The sequence below is a fragment of the Candidatus Paracaedibacteraceae bacterium genome, from assembly GCA_019636055.1.
Classification (GTDB): Bacteria; Pseudomonadota; Alphaproteobacteria; order Paracaedibacterales; family Paracaedibacteraceae; genus Paracaedibacter.
On sequence record JAHBYH010000001.1, the window covers coordinates 412,002 to 434,481 of the forward strand.

A 22,480-nucleotide genomic window follows, 5' to 3' on the forward strand; every position below is an offset into this window, starting at 1 on the left:
AATTAATAACTCTATTGCTAAGCGCGCTCAACAATAGAAAATGGCAGTGACACATGAGTCTCACGACCTAAGAACTTTAAGAGGACCTGCACCCGTTGCTGATCCGTCCAAGTTTGCACAATCCCAGTTTGTCCTTCAAAAGCACCGCGTAGAATTTGCACTTCATCTCCGGCAACTAAAGCCAAGGCTCCTTCTACAGGAAGAATCCCTGCTTCCTCTTGTTGACGCAAAGAATCAATAATACCAGCTGACACAACCGATGGTTTATGAGATTCCCCTGTCAGGACATGACTGACGCCGCGAGTTCCGTTTAAACTACGCCAAGCATCCCGTGCCAAATCCAATCCGACAAAGACATAGCGAGGAAAAAGAGGTACCAATACTTCATCAACTTTCCGAGCGTGCTTACGAATTTTCTTGATCTGAGGTAAATATACCTCAAAGCCCTGTTGCAGTAAATTTGTTTTCGCAACATATTCTTTATTGGGCTGAGTTTGAATAACACACCAGGAAATCATTTAGTTCCCCTTGAAATATGCAACAATGGAAGCGTCAAAATTTTATCTGGCACAATCAAACGACTGATGGTGTTATAAGTTGCTTGTGGCTCCACCACATCAGTTACCAAAACCCGATCAAAGTTAGTCAGATCATCATGGCAACTTACCACTTGAATTTTGATTTTATAAGACGTGCTAACAAGTTCTGCAATATCCGCAAGATCCCCTGCCCCAATCAAGGCCAATGACGCAACATCTTGAGACTGACACAATTGAAAGACCACATCGCATTGATTCTTGGCATCCCTAAAAAAACTCATGGATCGCGTCAAATAGTCACGAACCATAATTGTTTTCTCTCGCATTCCCTCAGGCGTTAAGAAGTATTTAATTCGTCTTGGTGAGATTTGACTCACGCGAATCCAACCTTTAGACGCGCATTTTTTAAGATACTGATTCATCAAACCCAAGGCAATTCCCAATTCATCGGCCATGGATCGTTGAGTCAATACAGGATTGCGCTCAATCTCAGTCAAGAGATGAACCAAAACTTTGGTTTCTGTTTCTTCGCGTGTATCCTGAAAGGCTGCCATTTAAAGATTTGATATTATTTTGTTCATGAACAAAACATAATATGGGAATAGCATTTTTGCAAGGGAAGTTTTAACCCTTGTTTCCCTCTTTTCTTTTGATTTAAATAACTTTAAAGTGATTGATATACCACTTAAACCTTTGGAACCAGATCATGTCAGAACAATCTAAGTCATCAGGGCTTTTATCACAAACCGGATTAGGCATAGCCTTAGGTATAGCCCTAATTGTCTGCACAGCACTTGCTACAAAAACCTATATTACGATTAAAGAGTCGCAAAATTATATCCAAGTTAAGGGATATGCAGAAAAGCCGATTGTCTCAGAAAGTGGTATTTGGTCAGGTACCATCAATGCAAGCAATGCTAATGCGGTTAATGCCTACAAAGCCATCGAAGAACAAAAACAAATAATGTTAAATCTTCTTAAAAAGGAAGGATATCCTCAAGATGATATTACTTGGGGAGCAATTTACCGCATTGCTGTTTATAAAAAGAGCCCTGACGGACAATATACAACCAATGAAATAGAAAGATACGAGCTATCACAAAACGTTGAAGTTGTATCCAAAGACGTCCAAAAATTATCAGGACTCCCTGCTAAGATTAATGATCTGAACCTCCAGGGACACGACGTTAGCGCTGGCTCTGTTCGGTTTTACTACCCCAGCGATAAACTTGACGCTTTAAAAGTCAGTCTTCTTGCTGACGCCAGTAAAAGCGCTAAGGAACGGGCAGACCAATTCGCCCTCAATAGCGGAAATAAAATTGGACGCCTCTTAAATGCACGACAAGGCGTATTCCAAGTCACAGCACCGAACTCAAGCGACATCTCTGACTACGGAACCTATGACACGTCGTCCATCAACAAAGTCGTGAAAATTGTAGTTACCATGACTTATAGCGTCAAAGAATAAGTTCAGCGCTCAGTAAAAGATCGATCGAACGTCTTTAAAATGGGTTTCAAGATGAATGCCATGACTGTGCGACGCCCTGTTTCGATATCCACGTTAACCTGCATCCCAGCGTTAATGTGGAGTTTCTTTCCATAGTGCTCGAGATAATTCTTCTTGGCACGAATATCGACTCGGAAATAAGGGCGTTCTTGTTTGTCCATTAAGGCATCGGCACTAACATTTTCGACAACTCCATCCAGTTGCCCATATATGGTAAAATCAAAAGTTGTGACTTTAATACGTACAGGCATATCTTTATGAACAAATCCAACATCATCCGGGGCAATTTTTGCTTCGATTAATAACTCATCATCTTGCGGAACAATCGTCATAATATCTTGTCCCGCTTGGATAACACCACCTTGAGTTTTGACAAGAGTTTCTTTCACAATTCCATCAATAGGTGACTTAATGTCTTGACGTTCCATGCGATCAATCATAATCGCTTTATTACTAGCAGTCTCTGCCAACTTAAACTCAGTATCTTTAAGTTCTCGTTGGGTTTGCGTATCATAATCTGATTTTACTTTTTTAATTTTTTGTTGAGACTGCTCAATAGCTGCTTTGAACTTTGGAAGCTGCTCGTTCAATGATGACATCTGACTTTTCAGCTCCAGCAATGCTTTTTTAGCTTCGATATACCGTAATTTAGAATATAACCCTTTTTCTGTTAGTTTTTGCGTAATTGTTGCCTGCTCTTCAGATAAGGGTAATTGTTCCTTAAGGAATTTTTCTTTTTCCTGAGCTTCTTTTAAAGCAGATTTTGCCGCCTCTAATTCTTTTTCAGCAATAACAGTATCATCTTTATATTTAGCAATAGCTGCATTATAGAGATCAATCTCTTGCTTAACAAGGTCAGGTAATTTTTGAACAAGATCCTCTGATGGTATAAAAGGTTGATTATTAGCTTGAGCTTTAACGCGTTGAATCGTAAGCTGAAGCCGCGCCTCATCTTCTTTATATTCCTTTAGTTTCGCTGCTGTTTGAGTAGAGTCAAGCTTAGCGATAATCTGCCCTCGTTTAACCCCATCACCCTCTTTCACAAGGATATCCGTCAGAATTCCCCCCTCAAGATTATCAATAACCTGAAGTCGTTTAGATGGCACAACCTGCCCTATTCCTTTGACCGTCTCATTAATATGAAAGAAACTCGCCCATAAAACAAAGATAACAAGGCCCCAACTAATAACACGCAAAATAAGACCCGATGGATTTGCTTCATATTTCTTCAAGATATCCTGTGTAAATAAACGATGACCTTCCGTCTGCTGAACAGTTTCACGATCCAAAGATCGATGTAAATATGCCTCTATTCTGACAGCAATATTTTGCTTAAAATTGGCTAAGAACACTAAGAGCTTATTCCAGCACTTCATTCCTACTTTTACATATCGCTTGAACAACTTAAGAGCTTCCTTTTTGGTCATTTTCATGATTCGGCTCCATCATTCTTTTTCATCTCAGTATTTTTCTGACGAACTTCGCTCAATTTACGCAAAACGTCATCTCTTGGACCATCCATAAACACCTGACCTTGCTCAACTAAGACAACGCGATTGACAATTCCCAAGGCTGTCATTCTATGTGTCACCAAAATCAAAGTTTGATCTGTTAGATAATGATTAAGCCGCTCTAAGAAATTAGCTTCGGATTGAGGATCCATTGAGGCTGTGGGTTCATCCATCAAAATAATTTTAGGATCAGTGATCAAAGCACGAGCCAGTGCAACGGCCTGCTTTTGTCCTTGGGATAGTCCCGATCCGTCCTCGCCGATCATCATATTAAATCCTTGCGGGTGCAATCGAACAAAATCCATAACACCGGCAAGTTCGCACACTTGCATAAATTTATCATCATCAACCTTCAGAAGGCCTGCCATAATATTGTGCCTTAATGTTCCTCGCCACAAGGTAATATCCTGAGGCACATAGCCGATATGGTTACGTAGCTCAAAAGGATCAAGTTGGCCAACATCAATGCCATCGACTAAAATATGGCCCGACGATGGCTGATACAGGCCCATGAGCAGTTTCTCAAAGGTTGTCTTGCCTGACCCAACACGACCGATAAAAGCAAGTCGACTTCCCGATGGAATATTTAGATTAAAGTTTCGAAGACTCTTAAGACGTTGCCCCGGATAGTTAAAATCCACATTAATGAACTCGACAGTCCCGTTAAGGTTAGGAATCCCTTGATAGCCCTGATGAGTTTGTCGTTCCTGCGGCATATTCATAATGTGGCTTAATTCACGGATTGAAAAAATTGATTGATTTATCCGACCAATAAGTCCTACGATCTGCGAAACAGGCCCTAAGGTTCGCGACGTTAGAATTGAACACGCAATCAACCCTCCGAAAGTTAAATCACCTTCTCCGATTTTATAAACCCCGGCAACAATAATCATGACATAGGCAATATTTTGAATAATCGATGTAATTGTCCCAACCACATGACTAAAATGCTTAAGATCATGACTCAGTTCAGCAGAATTCGTTAAAACATTTTCCCACTGGGTTTGGACTTTTGTGTGCATGTTAAAAGATTTTACAACTTCAAGATTTATTAATGAATTAATTAGGGTGCTGTATTTATTCTCACTGACTTCGTTTAGTCGTTTGACATAGTTGGACAAGGATGGTTGCACCAAAAAACTTACTAACAAAATCAGAATAATAGCAATAATGGGGATAAAAACTATATTTCCTGCAATTAAACCAATAACAATCAAGAGAAGAATTGTATAAGGCAAATCAGACAGCGTAACTAACGTTCCAGATGACATAAATTCACGTAAAGACTCAAATTCTTTCAAATGAAAAGCCATAGACGCTGAAGAGGCCGGTTTAAAGTCCATCCGCGCATTCATCAGTTTTTCAAACAGACTCGACCCGATTTGTACATCTGCTTTTTTACTAGCCTGATCAATAAAGTTAGATCGGATAATACGAAGTGTTCCATCTAATAAATAGATAAAAAGAACACCAATAGTTAGAACCCACAAAGTATCATATCCCTGATGGGGCACAACCCGGTCATAAACAGTCAGAGAATAAAATGTCGTAACAATCAAGAATAAATTAACTATTCCGCCTGCCAAACCTGCCTGGAAGTATAATGATTTGTGTTGTTTAATAATATTCCAGAACCAACCAAAAACAGAAAAGAAATCAGATTTAGGCCGCAATGTATGACTAAGGTGTATAACTGTATCTGTTGCAATATCATTGAATTCAATCAGAGTACATGTGGTTTTTGTATCCCAATCTTGGGGAGATATATAAGTAATATCTTCGCGACCAACCTTAGTAACAACGACAATGTCATCATTTTTCAATCGCACAAAGCATGGCAATGAAAAATGATATAATTCCGCAAGAGGGCGTCGTTCTTCCTTAGCCTCGAGCCCAACGCGAGCCGCCACCCGAGAAAAATACTCGAGGCTATTTTCGTCTCCTGCGGCAATCCCTGCCAAGAGAGATTCTTTAGTCTGAGGAGCCCCTTTTAAATGAGTGTAAAGCTCTAAGGCAGCAATGAGCGACATGGCATTCTCCTGTTGTGGAGAATAGTATAGATAAGATATGTTAAGGCTAAGTTAATTTAAGCAAGATACCCCTTCAAATATTGTCCCGTATAGCTTCCCTTAACCTTGACAATTTCTTCCGGAGTCCCGGATGCGACAACTCGCCCACCCTTATGGCCACCCTCTGGCCCCATATCGATGATATAGTCAGCAGTTTTAATAACTTCGAGATTATGCTCAATCACGATAACTGTGTTTCCTTGATCTACAAGGGTATGCAAAACTTCTAATAATTTGGCAATATCCTCAAAATGTAGTCCCGTTGTTGGTTCATCCAAAATATAAATGGTTTTACCCGTTGCTCGTTTTGAAAGTTCCTTGGCCAGTTTAACACGCTGAGCTTCACCTCCGGATAATGTCGTCGCCTGTTGCCCCACATGAATGTAGCCCAGCCCAACCCGTTGTAGTGTCTCAAGTTTATTACGAACCGATGGATGAGCATCAAAAAACTCAGTTGCTTCTTCAACGGTCATGTCCAAAACATCTGCAATAGATTTGTCTTTAAAACGAACTTCCAGTGTTTCCCGATTATAGCGTTTGCCATGGCACTGATCACACTGAACATACACGTCTGGTAAAAAGTGCATTTCGATCTTTAGAACACCATCCCCCTGACAGGCTTCACAACGCCCCCCCTTGACATTAAAGGAAAAACGCCCCGGTGCATAGCCACGCGATTTACTTTCCGGCAATCCTGCAAACCATTCTCGGATATTGGTAAAACAACCAATGTAGGTTGCAGGGTTTGATCGCGGCGTTCGGCCAATAGGTGATTGGTCGATATCAATCACTTTGTCCAAATGCTCAACCCCGGTTAATTCCTTGTAAGCACCGCCCGTCTCGCGACTTCCATTTAGTTTATTGGTTAATGCTTTATACAAAGTTTCAATCGTTAGTGATGACTTACCACCACCAGAAACACCCGTAATACACGTAAAAGTTCCAAGCGGGATTTCAATAGACACATTTTTTAAATTATTGACAGTAGCTCCTGTAAGCGTTAGCTTCTTACCCTTATGCCCTGCGCGCCGTTTTTCCGGTAAAGCAATTTTCTTTTTATGGGTTAAGTAAGCCCCTGTAATACTATCTGGAGAATTCATAATTTCCTGCGGCGTTCCTTGCGCAATAATCTGCCCCCCATGCGCTCCCGCCCGTGGCCCCATATCAATGACATGATCGGCCAAACGGATCGCATCTTCATCATGTTCAACCACAACGACAGTATTTCCAATATCCCGCAGATGTTTCAACGTCTCAAGCAACTTATCATTATCCCGTTGATGCAGACCAATGGATGGCTCATCTAAAACATACAGTACACCTGTCAACCCCGAGCCGATTTGTGATGCCAAACGAATTCGCTGACTTTCGCCTCCGGATAACGTCCCACTCGAACGCGATAATGTCAAATAATCCAGCCCCACATTGACCAAAAACATCAGGCGACTGTTAATCTCTTTTAGAATTCGATGAGCAATGTCTTGCTGTTTTTGTGTTAAATCAAGTCCTGTGAACCACAGTGCAGCCTCTTCAATAGACAACTGAGTCACTTGACCAATAGATCTTCCGGCAATCTTCACGCTTAAGGCTTCTGGCTTAAGGCGATATCCCTCACACGATTGACACGGCGTGGTTGTTTGATACTTGGTTAGCTCTTCCCGCATCCAATCGCTTTCTGTTTCCTTCCAGCGACGATCAAGATTCGGAATAACACCCTCGAACGGTTTTGTGGACTTAAACTTACGATAGCCGTCATCATACAGAATTGTTAGTTCTTGATCCCCGGTTCCATATAATAGCGCGTGCTGAAGATTTGACCCTAATTTTTCAAAAGGAGTATTCACATCCCCACCAAATTGCTCACAAACCGCAGCCAAAGTTTGTAAATACCATTCATAAACATGCGCAGCACGCTTGGATATATTATCGGCTGTTGACCACGGTGCGATCGCCCCTTGCTGAATTGTCAAAGCTGGATTAGGCACCACAAGTCGCAGATCAAAATTAATCTGAATCCCAAGCCCATCACATGTTGGACACGCACCATGGGGTGAGTTAAAGGAAAACAGACGAGGTTCAATTTCATCTAGCGTAAAACCAGAAACGGGACAAGCAAATTTAGAGGATAGAGTAAATGATTCCTTGGTATCAGCATTTTCCACATAAACCAAGCCATCACTCAATGATAGAGCTGTCTCTAGTGAGTCAGCTAACCGCGTAGCGACATCCGGATTAACAACAATACGATCAACAACAACTTCGATGTCGTGTTTAATTTTTTTATTGAGATCTGGCACCTCTTCTATATCATAAACAGTACCGTCAATACGGATACGCTGATACCCCTTTTTACGAAGATCAAGTATTTCCTTTTTATACTCGCCTTTTCGCCCCCGCACAATCGGCGCCAACAAAAGCAGTCGTGTTTTTTCAGACAAAGCCAAGATTCGATCAACCATCTGACTCACTGTCTGAGCTTCAATGGGCAGCCCTGTTGCCGGGGAATATGGCACGCCAATTCGAGCAAACAACAGACGTAAATAGTCATATAATTCCGTCACCGTTCCAACCGTAGAGCGGGGGTTTTTAGACGTTGTTTTTTGTTCAATAGAAATAGCAGGACTAAGCCCTTCGATGGAATCGACATCCGGTTTTTGCATCAATTGTAAAAACTGTCTGGCATAGGCTGACAAACTTTCAACATAACGACGTTGACCTTCAGCATACAGTGTGTCAAAAGCCAACGATGACTTTCCAGACCCACTCAACCCTGTAATGACAACAAGCTTATCCCGTGGAATATCCACATTAATATTTTTTAGATTATGTTCACGAGCACCGCGAATAGATATGGTTGAAGTCATGATAGTTACCCTAGTTGCCTATAAAAAAACAATCTAACTTAAGACGCCGCACGCCGCAATCGATCATTAATCGCTAATCCTAATCCATGATTTGGGATAGGCGCGACAGCAATCGCTAAAACGCCAGGATGATCCAGCTCGCGAATCATACGGAACAAATTTGCAGCTGCTTCCTCAAGATTTGCGGACTCACTTAAATTCAAATCACATTCCATTTGCCCAAAACCTAAGTACTTCTCACCGGACAACGGGGCAGCAACATTTAATCTGACTTTGACCGAGGGAGCATAATGACGATCCATCATCCCCGGAGCCTTAATCGCTCCGTCGTGCCCCCCAAGAATCACAGGACCAATAACATCTTGGATTCGTTCTATAGATAGACCACCCGGTCGCAAAATCACAGGAATATTGTCGCTTAGGTCAATAATCGTCGATTCAACCCCAACTTGCGTATTCCCCCCATCAATAATCAATGGAACTTTGGTCCCCAATGAGGCTTGAACATCTAATGCTGATGTCGGGGAAATTGTTTGCGATAAGTTCGCACTCGGGGCAGCTAGGGGTTTTGAATACGCTTTAATCAAAGCTTGTGCCATCGGATGAGCCGGTATGCGGACGGCTAATGTATCCAAGCCACTACTAGCCAACAATGAAATCTCGGAATCTTTATTCCGTTTAAGCACAAAAGTTACGGGGCCCGGCCAAAATCGATCAGCGAGTTTTTCAGCGCGTTCATCAAAATTAACATACTGTTTTGCTTGTTGCGCACTATGACAGTGGATAATCAGGGGATTAAATTCCGGACGCTGTTTCACTGCATAAATCTTAGCAACAGCTTGGTCATTCGTCGCATCTGCAGCCAATCCATAGACAGTTTCTGTCGGGATCGCAACAACATCACCAGCAACCAGGAGATGACAAGCTTGTTCTAATACTTCCGGTGAAAAAGCTTGGATATTCATTTAAAACCCAGTCAGAATCCGGTCAACTAACTGCTTAACGGTGGGGATAAATCCATTAGCATAGAATGGATCAGAGCCAAAACGATAAGCTTGATGCCCAGAAAATAAAAGATTCTGTTCCGGATTACCACCATGGCTGACATCTTGCAACGTTTTTTGAATGCAGAAAGAACGAGGGTCAGCCTTTTTACCAGTTGTTCCCGCTTCATTTTGCGCCCAATTACTAAAGTTACAGGCCGACAAGCATCCCATGCAATCAATTTGATCTTTGACAATCTGATTTTCATCAGCAGGGGTAACAAAAACGAGCGTTGAATCTGGTGTTCGCATTGCTTGGGTAAAGCCTTGAGCCATCCAGCTTTGAGCATTTTCTTTGTCATGCGATGTTACAAATACAATACGACCCCGTGCACCAATAGCAAGTTCTTCTGTATGATCGCCAAAAGCCTCAGTGGTAAAGGGGACCTGACGTTGAGAACGCCCGATTAATCCCCGTAAAAAGTCATTTTCAACAGCCGATGAGTAGAAACCTGTCGGGCTAAATCTATTTAGGTAGATATCACCTTCTTTTAACGTTAGAAGTTTCTTTTTCCATCCATCAGAAATTGTACTTTCTTGCGTCAAAAGTGGACGGGTTCCAAATTGAAAAGCAACAGGCCCGATCTCAGGATTATCAATCCAGTGCTGCCATTCACTTAACCACCAAACACCACCAGCCATAATAATTGGTGTTGCAGCTAAACCAACTTCGTTCATAACACGGCGCAATTCTTTAACACGGTCATACGGGGCTTCTGGTCTTTTAGGATCCTCGGTATTGGACAATCCATTATGGCCACCAGCCAACCACGGGTCTTCATACACAATACCACCCAAAAAGTCAGTAAATCTACCATAAGCACGCTTCCACAAGATAGAAAATGCGCGAGCTGATGAAACGATCGGATAATAAAAAACCTTATAGTGAGAACAAATCTCAGCCAACTTATAAGGCATCCCTGCCCCACAAGTCACACCATGAACCAGTCCTTTAACTTGTGAGAGAACGCCATGAAGGATAGGTTCAACAGCCCCCATTTCCCACAAAACATTCATATGAATTCGGCCATTACCATTTGACATCTCATGAGCAATCTTCGCCTGAGTGATCCCACCTTTAATGGCATAATTGATCAATTCATGATGGCGTTCACGGCGCGTACGACCATGATAAACAACAGGAATGAAGTTTCCATTTTCATCAAACGCATCAGCATTGACCGCTGAAAATGTACCAATCCCACCTGCAGCAGCCCAAGATCCTGCACTTTGGCCTGTTGAAACGGCAATTCCTTTACCGCCTTCGACCAAAGGGTAAACTTCTTTACCGGACATCATCATGGGATTAATAATCATTTCTTTTTCCTTATTGTTATTTTAGGCACCAACCATTCGCAGGCGATGCCGTTAATGACGCAACAATCAATAATTGCCTTACTCTTCTGCTGGATTCACAGAAGGCAGAACAGCACCAGTTTTTGCCAACTCAGCCTGAGCCTTTGCAATCGCTGCATCCAATTCACCTTGACGACATAAACCAAGATGAACAGGACTACGGGGTTTAATATTTTGGCTATTCCAGTGGGTTTTACCACGAACTGAATTAATCATATTCTTCGTTGTACCAAGTAATCTTGCTACGACAGCATCCGGCAATTCAGGATGGAATTTAATGAGCCAAGCAATCGCGTCCGGGCGGTCTTGACGTTTCGAAACCGGTGTATATTTACGGGTTTTCTTACCAAGAACGGAATCAGCCGTTACAATCGGATTCATCACAAGCTGTGCTGACGGATCCGCTTCACACCGTTTGATTTCTTCATCAGATAACTGACCAGCCGTAATCGGATCCAATCCAATCATACTACCACCAGACTCACCATCAGCAATAGCCTGAATCTCGAGAATATGCAACTGACAGAATTCAGAAATCTGATCAAACGTTAAGGCTGTATTTTCAACCAGCCAAATTGCTGTCGCCTTTGGCATCAGTGGGGCGGTCATTATCAAAGTCTCCACAAAAAATAAATTAATTACTTATAACAAGTTTTACTGCGTTTCACGATAAAATGCCACCCATTTTTTAAAAACCGCATTTTATCACAAAGCCACTCTATGAAGAGAGGTATGCTTGACTATTTCCTGCATCTAAGCTTTAGTGACTATCGTCGGCGCAGCTTCTTTCTTGTTAGGCAGCAACATAAAAATCGCAGCTAACGCAAGAGAACCAACAATCAAACTTCCTAAAAAGATGGTTTGAATTCCATAATGATGCGAGATAAAACCACCACCAGCCCCTGCTGCAAAAGACCCGATTGCTGCGATCAAGTAATAGGTACCAATTGCGGTTCCGCGAACGTCTTCATGAACATAATCCGTGATTAAGGACACAAACATGTTATGAACAATCCCCAATTGAATACCCCACAAGACAACACCAACAAAGAACATCGGCAAGCTTGTCGCCGTATACATGAAAAAGTCAGATAACGCTAGCGAGAAAACACCAAACAACATGACAGTTTTGCGCCCATACTTATCAGCAAACAAACCGCTGGGATAAGATGATGCACTGTAAGTCAGGTTGTACATACTCATAATAAGCGGGGCATAGGTTTTATCCATGCCAAAGGTATTGTGCGAATAAAGAACCATCAACGTTTCGCTAAATCGAGCAGCCATAAAAATCAAAACAATGATCATCAGTGTCCAATAATTCGTTCCCAAATTTTTTAGATCTTCAAAGCGAATCGGTCGACGACTTGATTTAATTTTGACAACCTGACCATCATTATCAACGTGTGACTTTGGCTCTTTGACATAAAAGGCCAGCACGATAAATGCTATAAATGCAGGGATTGAGGCAAGCCAAAAGACTTGCTGAAAATTATTAGCCGTATATAACATTGCTAAAAACCCAAGAATCCCCCCCATAAAGGACCCTGCCGTTCCAAGAGAGCGCATCAAACCAAAGCTAGCTGCCCGTTGCTCAACAGGCGCGACATCCCCAACAATTGCGTCACGCGGTGTGGCCTGAATACCATTCCCTACACGCTCAAATAACCTCGCAGCAAATACATTCACAAAGTTAGAAGAAATTGCCATCATCGGCTTGCTAATAACGGTCATAAAATACCCAACTAACATAATAGGACGACGGCGACGGAAATAATCACTAATGACACCAGAAAAGAGCTTCATAACAAAAGACAGCGCCTCAGCGGATCCTTCGACAATCCCAATAAGGCGCATATCCACCCCCAGAGATGTATTCAAGTACAAAGCTGACAAACTATAGATCACAATGTACGAGATATTGATGAGACACATAACCATACCAATCAACCACACAGTTGATGGGATTGCTTTCTTTTTGGACATCGTTTTATTCATGACACTTGACAAAAAAAAATCCTGCTGAGAACAGGAATCGGTGGGCAATTCGCCAAGAGATTGATGATCAGGATTTTCTTGCTTCAATTGTACTGTCATGAACCAATCCTCTTGAACTTGGGTTTGTAAAAATACACCCCTGATATAAGTATATAAAAAATTAAAATCAAGGCTGTTTTTTATTCAATATGATACTAACGTTTTTTGCACAGAATATTCAACACTCTTTTTTTAAAAAATTCATCCAACAAAAATCACAGCCCCCTTAAAAGTTTCGTCGACAAACTTTCGAACATCATTTGACTGGTAGATTTTAACAAGCGTCTTTACATCATCATTATCTTTAGTTGCTTCACGGACCACGATGATATTGGCATAAGGTGAATTATTATCTTCTGCAAACAACGCTGACTTTGGATCCATTTTTGCCAAAACAATCCAATCCGTATTAACCACAGCCAAATCTAAATCATCCAATGATCGCGGCAACTGTGGCGCATCCATTTCTTTGATAACCAAGTTTTTTGAGTTCTTAGTTATATCAAAAATCCCCGGGAGTTTTCTGTCTTTAAGCTCAATCAATCCTTGTTTTGCCAACAACAACAAAGCACGCGCACCATTCGTCGGATCATTCGGAATACCAATAATAGCTTTTTCCTTTAACGCGTCAACAGACTTAATTTTCTTAGAATATCCGCCCATCGGCATCAAGACAGTTTTCCCGACAGAAACGAGCTTAAATCCCCGATCCGCAACTTGGGCATCCAAAAAAAGTTGGTGCTGATAACTATTGGCATCCAGACTTCCCTCATTCAAGGCAATATTAGGCAGGACAAAATCATTAAACTCGACAACATCGATATCGATGCCTTGTTTTTTAGCAAGATCTTTTACTTTTTCTGCAATCATCGCATGAGGGCCAGCAGTTACGCCTAATTTAAAAGCTGCACAACTGTGCGTTATTATCAATGCAGCAAGAAATAATATTCTTTTCATCTGTTTATTTCCTTAACTTTGCAGCAAGCCAGTCCCCAATCATTTGGACAGATTGCACCATTACAACAAGAATGATGACAATATAAACTAACAGCTCTAATTCATAACGTTGGTATCCGTATCGAATGGCCAAGTCGCCAAGACCACCACCACCAACAGCACCAGCCATGGCAGAAAAACCGATCAGACTAACCATAACCGTTGTTACAGAAGATATAATAATCGGCAGTGATTCCAACAAGATAATATTCATAATAATCTGTCGGTCGGTTGCCCCGTAAGATTGCCCAAACTCAATTAACCCTCGGTCAATTTGCCTGAATCCATCCTCACACAACCGCGCCAAAATCAGTGTCCCAGCAATAGCTAGCGGCACTGAGGCCGCCCACATTCCAATAGTTGTTCCCACCAAAAACCGCGTCAGGGGCATTAACAAAACCATCATGATAATATAAGGAATAGATCGCACGCCATTCACCAAAAAACCAGCAACACCATAGGTAAATCGGCTTGGTCGCAAACCATAGCTAGAACGCACGTATAAAAACACAGCCAAAGGAACACCCAGCACAACACTGATGATCCCAGACACCGCAACCATCCCAAGCGTTTCCCAAAAGGATGAAATGACTAAATCAATCACAACCCACCATCCTTTGCCAAGTAACCTAATATTTCTGCAGCAACACCATGTTTACTAAAATGCGCCATCATCTTTTCCAAGACAGGATCGCTATACGGTGCTGACAACAGTAATGTCCCAAAAACACTTTGACGCAAGTGATCCATATTCCCTGCCAGAATACTGAGATTAACCCCATGAGTTTTAATCAAATCAGCAATAACAGGCTCACGCGACGATTTCCCCGAAAATACGAGTCGAATCAAAACATCCCCCATGACAGGACTCTCACTTAGATTTTCTTTGATATGATTCGGGAGTTCTTTTTCGAATAAATTTGCCAACAATTTCTTAGTAATCAGCTGCTGTGGATGCAACAGAATCTGCTCCAAATCCCCTTGCTCGACAAATTGCCCCTGCTCCATCACATAAACGAAGTCACTGATCTCGCGAACAACTGCCATATCGTGGGTAATCAAGACAATCGTCACCCCCAGATCACGATTCAATGCTTTAAGGAGAGCCAAAATATCTAAAGACGTCTGAGGATCCAAAGCTGAGGTAAACTCATCACACAGTAAAATCTTGGCATCATTAGCCAACGCTCGCGCAATCGCAACGCGCTGCCGCTGCCCCCCACTCAACTGATTCGGATAGCGATCCTCAAAACCCGCAAGCCCAACCTGAATTAATAAATCTCTAGCTCTCAATATAGCAGATTCAGAAGCAACACCCCGCCATTGTTGAGGAAGCATAACATTTTCCAACGCTGTGAGGCGCGTCAACAAATTAACTGACTGAAAAATAGTACCAACCTGACACAGCAAATCTCGTTGTTCTGAACTTGATAACCTTGATGTATCTTTCCCCAATATGGTTAAAGCTCCAGAATCCGGTTTTTCTAGCAAGTTAAAGCATCGCATTAATGTACTTTTACCAGCACCGCTCAAACCAATAATGCTATGGATTTTCCCCGCCTCAAAGACAGCACAAACCTTATCCAAAGCAGGGCGCGACGCCCCGGGATAAGTTTTAGAAATCTCAGTAATGTTAATCGCAGCTGTAATGGTTAAATCTTTCGTTTTTGTTAGTACATATACTATACGGTAATTTCCTATTTTAATCAATCAGGGGGTTTGGGGTATAGAAAGCAATATTAAACTCAAGGAACTAACTAAATAAATACGGAAATCTACTTATACCTCATTCTTTCTCCGCATACTTAAATTAAATCCGCCCAATTAAAACCATCTCTAATGTAAAGAAGAAGATCCTCACAATTAACCACAGCATTCACTGGACGAACGTCTCTATATTAGTTAAAATTATAAATAAATCAACTACGAATGAGACGACCATGGCAACTGAAATGAAAAATCTTGTCGCTAAACTTAACCACCCAAGCAAGCGTGCTCTTGAAGGGGCGGCAGCCATGTGTGTTGTCAAAACAAACTATAATGTTGAAATTGAACATTTCATCTACAAACTCCTAGAGCAAGCTGAAACAGATGTTCGCCAAATCCTAAGGCAATATGATATCGACATTGATTCCGTCAAACGTCATTTAAGTGGTGCCATTGATAAATTTAAGACAGGATGCACCGGAACCCCGGTTTTATCGCCCAACATTCTCATGCTATTGGAACATGCGTGGTCTATCTCGTCCTTAAAGCTTAATCAAACACAAATCAGAACCGCAGCTATTATCATGGCATTGGTCGACGTGGAACAAATTCGCGGAATCGTTTTAGAGTCGTGTCCTCTTATCCTAAGGGTTCCTCGGCATACCCTCCGCCACGACATTGAAACACTCCTTAAAGCCAGCCCTGAAAACCGGTTTGCATCCACAACCAGTAATACAACAGATCCGGAATCCGTAGGATTATCGCCGACAACACAACAGGAAACGCCAGCCCTTCAACAGTACGCAACCAATCTCAATGATTTAGTTACATCAGGGAAATTGTATCCCGTCTGCGGGCGCGACCGTGAAATATCACAGCTCGTTGATATCTTATCAAGGCGACGCCAAAACAATCCAATTCTTGTGGGGGATGCCGGCGTCGGGAAGACAGCTCTTGTTGAAGGACTTGCACAACGGATTGTCTCGGGTCATATTCCAACAAGCCTAGAATGCGCGCAAATTTATTCTCTTGATCTTGCATCATTGCAAGCCGGTGCCGGAATCAAAGGCGAATTCGAAGATCGCCTTAAGGCTGTACTGAACGACATTCAAGACTCAACACTTCCGGTCATTCTGTTTATCGATGAGGCCCATACTTTAATTGGCGCGGGCGGCACAGCAGGAACAGGTGATGCTGCCAATCTTTTAAAGCCAGCTCTGGCGCGCGGCGATCTGCGCATGATCGCAGCAACCACTTGGACAGAATATAAACGACATATCGAAGGTGATGCCGCTCTAACGCGACGGTTCGAGGTTGTCAAAGTGGCAGAACCATCGCTCGAAACAGCGGCCATGATTCTGCGTAATATTGCCCCATCCCTAGAAAAACATCACCGCGTTGAGATCCTTAATGAATCAATTGAAGCGGCCGTTAATCTATCTCATCGATTCTTACCGCATCGCAAGCTGCCCGATAAAGCAATCAACCTGTTGGATACAGCTTGTGCCAGAGTTGCTGTTGCCCGTAAAGGGATTCCTTTAGACATCGAAGAACTCGAAAGTAAAAAATCATTGATTAACATAGAACTGCAAATGTTAGCGCGTGAACATCGCAAAACACCAGACATATTAATGCGAACAAGCGCATTAAATGACGAGCTTAAAACCATAGAGATTACCCTTAAGAAATTAACGCAGCAATGGGATACGGCCCGTGATACGCTTAACCAAATGGAACAAACAATATCCCAAGCGACCCTTCCCAATATGGACAGCAAAACCGTTAGCCTTACTGATTTGCAAGCTTCCCTTGATCGTCAATTCTTGACACTCAATGCCTCTTATAATGTTGATCGCCGAGCAATCGCTCAGGTCCTCTCGTCATGGACAGGAATCCCGGCGACAACGATGCTCAGTTATCAAGACGGCCTTAAAATGGAAGATGTTTATAACCAGCTGTGCAACCGGGTTATTGGCCAGAAACATGCTCTTCACAAAATATCTCAAGCCGTTCTATCTTATTCAGCCGGACTCTCTGACCCCAATAAACCCATGGGTGTCTTTTTATTGGCGGGTCCAAGCGGCGTCGGTAAAACAGAAACGGCTCAGGCCTTAGCTCAAGTTCTAACAGGAACACAAGATAGTTTGATCCGCATCAACTTGTCTGAGTTTCAAGAAGCCCACACCGTTGCAACTTTAAAGGGAGCCCCTCCCGGTTATGTTGGCTATGGTAAAGGTGGCATCTTGACCGAAGCCGTCCGCCGCAATCCTTATAGCGTTGTCCTATTGGATGAAATTGAAAAAGCTCACCCCGATGTGATGAATCTCTTCTATCAAGTATTTGATAAGGGGATGATGGAAGATGGTGAAGGCATTGAGGTTTCCTTCAAAAACTGTCTGATCGTCTTAACATCCAATATTGGATCTGATATCATAACAGAATTGTGGGAAAAATATGACAATCAACCCAATGCAGACTTCTTTGCCACAGTTGAACCCAAACTTTGGCTCGCCCTTAACAAACGGTTTGCCAATGCGTTTCTTGCGCGCACAACAGTGATTCCCTACACCCCGTTGGGTATAGCAGAACTAGCTCAGATTACACGACTTAAACTGACAGAAATCGATGCTCGCCTTAAGAATCAACATAAAGCTGACTTGATTGTTATTGATGAAGATATTCAACGCATTATCGACATCTCTCAGAGTTTACAACAAGGGGCTCGTGCCATTGACAAAGTCTTATCAACGCAAGTTCTCCCGCGTATTTCTGAAAAGATTATGGCTGGGGGTGTCATTAAGGAGGTAAAATTGAGAGAGTTAGCAGGTTAAGGAAGTCACAATATCGTACACCGAACAAAACACGCATAACAAGAAAGATTATAAAGACATTAATCATTTCTTAAACCATAAGTCTTAGGATAAAACGAGGGGAAATACTAATGTATTATTATAGTAATGGCTCTATCAAAACAAAAAATTGCTATTAGCATAAGCCTTCTTTTTGTAATAATTCTATTATACAAGATTTTATCGCCATCTCCCTTCTTCCTCCCCGGATATATAGAAGGTAGATTCACTTATATAGCACCAACTCAAGCAGGCATTGTCACAGATATAAGAGTAAAACCAGGTGATCTGGTTGATGAAAACCAAGTACTCCTCAAACAAGATCCAATGCCACAACAAGAAAATGTCCAAGTAAAAAAACATCAACTTGAATCCGCTCAGGCAAAACTTGTTGATTTAGAAAAAGCCCGCCGTCCAGAAGAGATTAAAGCTCTGGAGGCTGCCGTTGAGCAAGCCAAAGCTGATTTAGTTTATGCTCAGGCTGAATATAACCGCAGTCAAGAATTAATTAAGCGCCATGCTGTATCCAAAGACCAATTACAAAGAGAATATTCGACATTTAAAAAACTTCAGGCCCGTATTATTGAATTAAATGCTCAACTGGAACTTGGAAAATTACCAGCCCGTGAAGACCAAATTATTTCCGCGCAAAAAGATGTAGAGGCCGCAAAAAACAGTTTAAAATCAGAAGAATGGTCACTCGATCAAAAAACAATAAAAACTCAGAAATCCGGGAAAGTTATTGATATTTATGTTCGAATGGGTGATTACCTTGCGCCAGGTTCTCCTGCTATTCAGTTTTTAACGCCCGACCAAATATTTGTAAACGTTTACGTACCTCAAGATAAAATCAACACATTAAAAACAGGGCAGAAAATATCATTTCATCTGGATGGCGATCCGACGTGGCATAAAGCTACGATTACGTATATTTCTCCTACAGCTGAATATACACCGCCTGTTCTATACACAGAGTCAGCACGACAAAAATATGTCTATCTAATCCGCGCAACACCGGATGATTCATCATTTTCATACCACCCCGGACAACCTATTGATATCGATATCACAGCCCATGACTAAATTTGCCATAGATGTGAAGAATCTTGAGAAATACTTTGGCCCCAAAAAGGTACTCAATGACCTGAGTCTCTCTGTGAAAGAGGGAAGTGTTTACGGGTTTCTGGGGCCAAACGGGAGCGGTAAAACAACAACTATGCGTATCATATGCGGCCTTTTAACACCAGATGGTGGCTCAGGAACCTGCCTTGGCTTTGACATAACCAAAGATTCTCAAGAAATAAAACAAAACATTGGCTACATGCCCCAACATTTTAGCCTTTATGAAGAATTAACCGTACGTGAAAATCTGAATTTAATAGCAAATATTTACACACCGGACAATCCTCAGCAATGTATCAAAGATACAATTGAGTGGCTGGGACTTGATGATTGGCAAAATCAACAAGCTGGCACACTCTCTGGCGGGTGGAAACAACGGCTATCGCTTGCTGGCGCTATTCTTCACAAACCCAAGCTGCTGTTACTTGATGAACCAACAGCTGGTGTCGATCCTATGGCTCGGCGTTTGTTTTGGAATTATATTTTTGATTTAGCAAAACAAGGTGTAACTGTTCTTGTCAGCACTCATTACATGGATGAAGCAAGTCGATGCAATGAAATTGCTTATTTATTTTATGGTGATATCCTTATGAAGGGAACAGGCAATCAAATCATCAAAGATTCAAAACTGGTCAGTTATGCAATACACCCCCCATATTCAGATGACCTTGAAACACGACTATTCGGCAACCCAGTTTTTGAACAGGTAGCTCATTTTGGCAATACCATACATGTTATTGGTAAAAACAAAAAAGAAATGGACACTTTTCTAAAAAAAATGCAAAAACAATCAGGAATAACTTATATGGAAACGATACCAGACCTTGAAGATATATTTGTCCACGTAACACAAGAGTGGGAAAACAAAAAATCATGACCTTGTCTTGGATAAAACTAAAAGCTCTTCTTGCCAAGGAATTCATCCAACTCTTAAGAGATAGAATCACATTTGGTTTTGTCTTAATTATGCCAATCATGCAATTGGTTTTGTTTGGCTATGCCCTAAATACAGACCCAAAAAACCTCCCTGCTATTATTCTCGATCAAAACAAAACCAACATATCCCGAAGTTTTATTCACCAGCTGGAAACCAGCAATTATTTTCGTATTCTCAATGAGAATTATGGAGAACAACAAGCAGAAAATGCAATGATAAAAGGACAAGCACTCTTTATCCTCAATATTCCCGCCAATTTTAGCCAAGACTTAATTAGAGGGCACCATCCAACCATCCTAATGACCGTTGATGCAACAGACCCGGTAACAAGCGCAAATGCTCTCGCGACGACTCAGGCTTTAAAATTAATCGGCCTACCCCATGATTTTGTCGGGCCACTCAGCTATCTTGCCCCGAAACAACCCTCATTTGATATTACCGTTCATAAAAGTTTTAATCCCGAAGGAATCACAAGTTATAATATAGTCCCCGGACTAATGGGCGTTATCTTAACTCTAACATTAGTGGTTGTTACCGGTATGGCCGTTACACGCGAACGAGAAAAAGGCACTTATGAACAATTACTTGCCATGCCCGTGAGTTCGCTGGAAGTTATGTTGGGGAAAATCACCCCCTACATCCTTGTGGGATATGCTCAGGTATGCGTCGTACTTTTAGCTGCAAAATTACTCTTCAATGTTCCATTCTTAGGGAGTGTAATTTTACTTTTTTTCGTCGTCACCTTATTCTCTAGCGCAAATCTCATGGTTGGTTATCTTTTTTCAAGCATTTCCAAAACCCAGATGCAAGCTACCCAAATGTCTGTTTTTTTCTTTCTACCGTCTATTTTACTATCCGGATTCATGTTCCCTTTCCAAGGAATGCCCTACTTTGCACAAATCATAGGCGAACTCCTTCCTCTGACGCATTTTGTTAGAATAACACGCGGCATCATGCTAAAGGGGGCAACATTTTCCCATATTTATAGCGATATAATTCCTATCATTATCTTTCTGGTCGCAGCCAGTTGGGTTTCTTTAAAGAAGTATAAATCAACCTTGGATTAAAGGGATTTGTTTTACAAAGCGGGTTGGATCTCCCTTATCCTCAACCTCCCAGCAAGCACCAAGAACTAATCGAACAAACACCCAGTCTAACACTATCTGTTCATCGACTTTGGCCAAAGTGGCTAAGCGTGATAGAGATAACGAAAAAGATTTTTTGGTCATAAACTGTGATGATACAGGTAAGGCAAATGCAGCGAGTTCAAACTCTTTTGGCCCAACGATTCCTTTTGGGTCTATGGCAACACCAACAGTTTGATGCGACAACACATTATCAAGATGCAAATCCCCGTGCAAAACAACTTGAGAATTTGAGTTAGCAAGCAATTTCTCAGCTAATACTCTAGCTTTTAAAATCAGCTTATTCGGCAAAGCGTCCACGTCTAAACGATCAAAAACCAGAAACCATTTTTGAATAGACTCAAAACCCTGAATACTAGAAGTTTTTGCTTTATAATAAAGGGAATCAGCGACCTGACTATATAATTGAATAGCCCGAGGCACATTTTGACTGGCAATCAAACTTAAGGGCTGACCAGGAATAACTTGCTCTAAGAGCAAAGCGCCCTCATGCTGATCACCCTGAATCAGGCGAACAATCCCCTGCCCTTCGAAATAGGTTAAAGCTCTAGTTTCATTTCGAATCACGTCAGAATCGATGCCTATTTTCAAACAAACGGGACCAAACTCGTCTGAATCAGCCAAAGCAATATAGTGCCAGGTCATATTAGAGACAGGCCGAACCTGAGTTAGCGCCCATTTTTCAGATAAACGCTCAACGATTCTTGGCAATTGTGCAAGCCACACACGTCCAGCACCTCCAGGTAAATTCAGTATATTAGTTTCAAAAGATGTTTGCATCCCGCAAGAGAATCCAGA

Annotated in this window: 18 protein-coding genes; 5 read left to right on the top strand and 13 right to left on the bottom strand. The window is 41.8% G+C overall.

Annotation, left to right across the window (positions count from 1 at the left end):
* Positions 1-17: 17 nt before the first annotated feature.
* Positions 18-518 carry a transcriptional activator RfaH gene (locus tag KF820_01960; GenBank protein ID MBX3457114.1) on the bottom strand — a complete coding sequence of 167 codons (501 nt, stop codon included), beginning with the start codon at positions 516-518 and terminating at the stop codon, positions 18-20.
* On the bottom strand, positions 515-1,093 hold the full coding sequence (locus tag KF820_01965; protein ID MBX3457115.1) for a winged helix-turn-helix transcriptional regulator: 579 nt from the start codon (positions 1,091-1,093) through the stop codon (positions 515-517). The genes KF820_01960 and KF820_01965 overlap by 4 nt, the downstream gene beginning before the upstream one ends.
* Positions 1,094-1,245: 152 nt before the next feature.
* On the opposite strand from KF820_01965, the gene KF820_01970 reads away from it, so the two are divergent.
* Positions 1,246-2,007 (top strand): SIMPL domain-containing protein, encoded by a 762-nt coding sequence (locus tag KF820_01970; protein MBX3457116.1) that lies wholly within the window; start codon positions 1,246-1,248, stop codon positions 2,005-2,007.
* Between the two features lie 2 nt (positions 2,008-2,009).
* Here the strand turns inward: KF820_01970 and KF820_01975 are convergent, their stop codons facing one another.
* The 10 genes from KF820_01975 to KF820_02020 all read right to left on the bottom strand — a co-directional run bounded on the left by KF820_01975 (position 2,010) and on the right by KF820_02020 (position 15,632).
* Positions 2,010-3,479, bottom strand: coding sequence for an HlyD family type I secretion periplasmic adaptor subunit (locus KF820_01975; GenBank protein ID MBX3457117.1), 1,470 nt, complete (start codon positions 3,477-3,479; stop codon positions 2,010-2,012).
* Entirely contained in the window at positions 3,476-5,587 is a 2,112-nt protein-coding gene (locus tag KF820_01980; GenBank protein ID MBX3457118.1) for a type I secretion system permease/ATPase, read from the bottom strand. Before KF820_01980 ends, KF820_01975 begins: the two co-directional genes overlap by 4 nt.
* A gap of 56 nt (positions 5,588-5,643) precedes the next feature.
* Positions 5,644-8,490, bottom strand: a complete 2,847-nt coding sequence (gene uvrA, locus KF820_01985; GenBank protein MBX3457119.1) for an excinuclease ABC subunit UvrA — start codon at positions 8,488-8,490, stop codon at positions 5,644-5,646.
* Positions 8,491-8,528: 38 nt separating this feature from the next.
* Positions 8,529-9,455 (bottom strand): threonylcarbamoyl-AMP synthase, encoded by a 927-nt coding sequence (locus tag KF820_01990; GenBank protein ID MBX3457120.1) that lies wholly within the window; start codon positions 9,453-9,455, stop codon positions 8,529-8,531.
* On the bottom strand, positions 9,456-10,850 hold the full coding sequence (locus KF820_01995; protein ID MBX3457121.1) for a nitronate monooxygenase: 1,395 nt from the start codon (positions 10,848-10,850) through the stop codon (positions 9,456-9,458). It abuts the gene before it with no gap.
* Positions 10,851-10,928: 78 nt separating this feature from the next.
* Positions 10,929-11,498 carry a DUF1013 domain-containing protein gene (locus KF820_02000; GenBank protein ID MBX3457122.1) on the bottom strand — a complete coding sequence of 190 codons (570 nt, stop codon included), beginning with the start codon at positions 11,496-11,498 and terminating at the stop codon, positions 10,929-10,931.
* 144 nt (positions 11,499-11,642) lie between these two features.
* Positions 11,643-12,986 carry an MFS transporter gene (locus KF820_02005; protein MBX3457123.1) on the bottom strand — a complete coding sequence of 448 codons (1,344 nt, stop codon included), beginning with the start codon at positions 12,984-12,986 and terminating at the stop codon, positions 11,643-11,645.
* Between the two features lie 141 nt (positions 12,987-13,127).
* On the bottom strand, positions 13,128-13,883 hold the full coding sequence (locus tag KF820_02010; protein ID MBX3457124.1) for a MetQ/NlpA family ABC transporter substrate-binding protein: 756 nt from the start codon (positions 13,881-13,883) through the stop codon (positions 13,128-13,130).
* A gap of 4 nt (positions 13,884-13,887) precedes the next feature.
* A complete protein-coding gene (locus KF820_02015) occupies positions 13,888-14,526 on the bottom strand; it encodes an ABC transporter permease (GenBank protein ID MBX3457125.1) in 639 nt (212 codons plus the stop codon).
* The gene (locus KF820_02020; protein ID MBX3457126.1) at positions 14,523-15,632 is read right to left on the bottom strand and encodes a methionine ABC transporter ATP-binding protein; all 1,110 of its coding nucleotides are present in this window, start codon (positions 15,630-15,632) and stop codon (positions 14,523-14,525) included. Before KF820_02020 ends, KF820_02015 begins: the two co-directional genes overlap by 4 nt.
* Positions 15,633-15,862: 230 nt before the next feature.
* Here KF820_02020 and tssH point away from each other — a divergent pair, with 230 nt between their 5' ends.
* From tssH to KF820_02040, 4 genes are all read left to right on the top strand, one after another.
* The gene (gene tssH / locus KF820_02025; protein MBX3457127.1) at positions 15,863-18,460 is read left to right on the top strand and encodes a type VI secretion system ATPase TssH; all 2,598 of its coding nucleotides are present in this window, start codon (positions 15,863-15,865) and stop codon (positions 18,458-18,460) included.
* 126 nt (positions 18,461-18,586) lie between these two features.
* Complete coding sequence (locus KF820_02030) at positions 18,587-19,561, top strand: HlyD family efflux transporter periplasmic adaptor subunit (protein MBX3457128.1); 975 nt, start codon at positions 18,587-18,589, stop codon at positions 19,559-19,561.
* Complete coding sequence (locus tag KF820_02035) at positions 19,554-20,477, top strand: ABC transporter ATP-binding protein (GenBank protein MBX3457129.1); 924 nt, start codon at positions 19,554-19,556, stop codon at positions 20,475-20,477. The genes KF820_02030 and KF820_02035 overlap by 8 nt, the downstream gene beginning before the upstream one ends.
* A complete protein-coding gene (locus tag KF820_02040) occupies positions 20,474-21,604 on the top strand; it encodes an ABC transporter permease (protein ID MBX3457130.1) in 1,131 nt (376 codons plus the stop codon). The genes KF820_02035 and KF820_02040 overlap by 4 nt, the downstream gene beginning before the upstream one ends.
* Here the strand turns inward: KF820_02040 and KF820_02045 are convergent.
* Positions 21,590-22,462 (bottom strand): phosphotransferase, encoded by an 873-nt coding sequence (locus KF820_02045; GenBank protein ID MBX3457131.1) that lies wholly within the window; start codon positions 22,460-22,462, stop codon positions 21,590-21,592. The genes KF820_02040 and KF820_02045 overlap by 15 nt on opposite strands.
* Positions 22,463-22,480 lie beyond the last annotated feature (18 nt).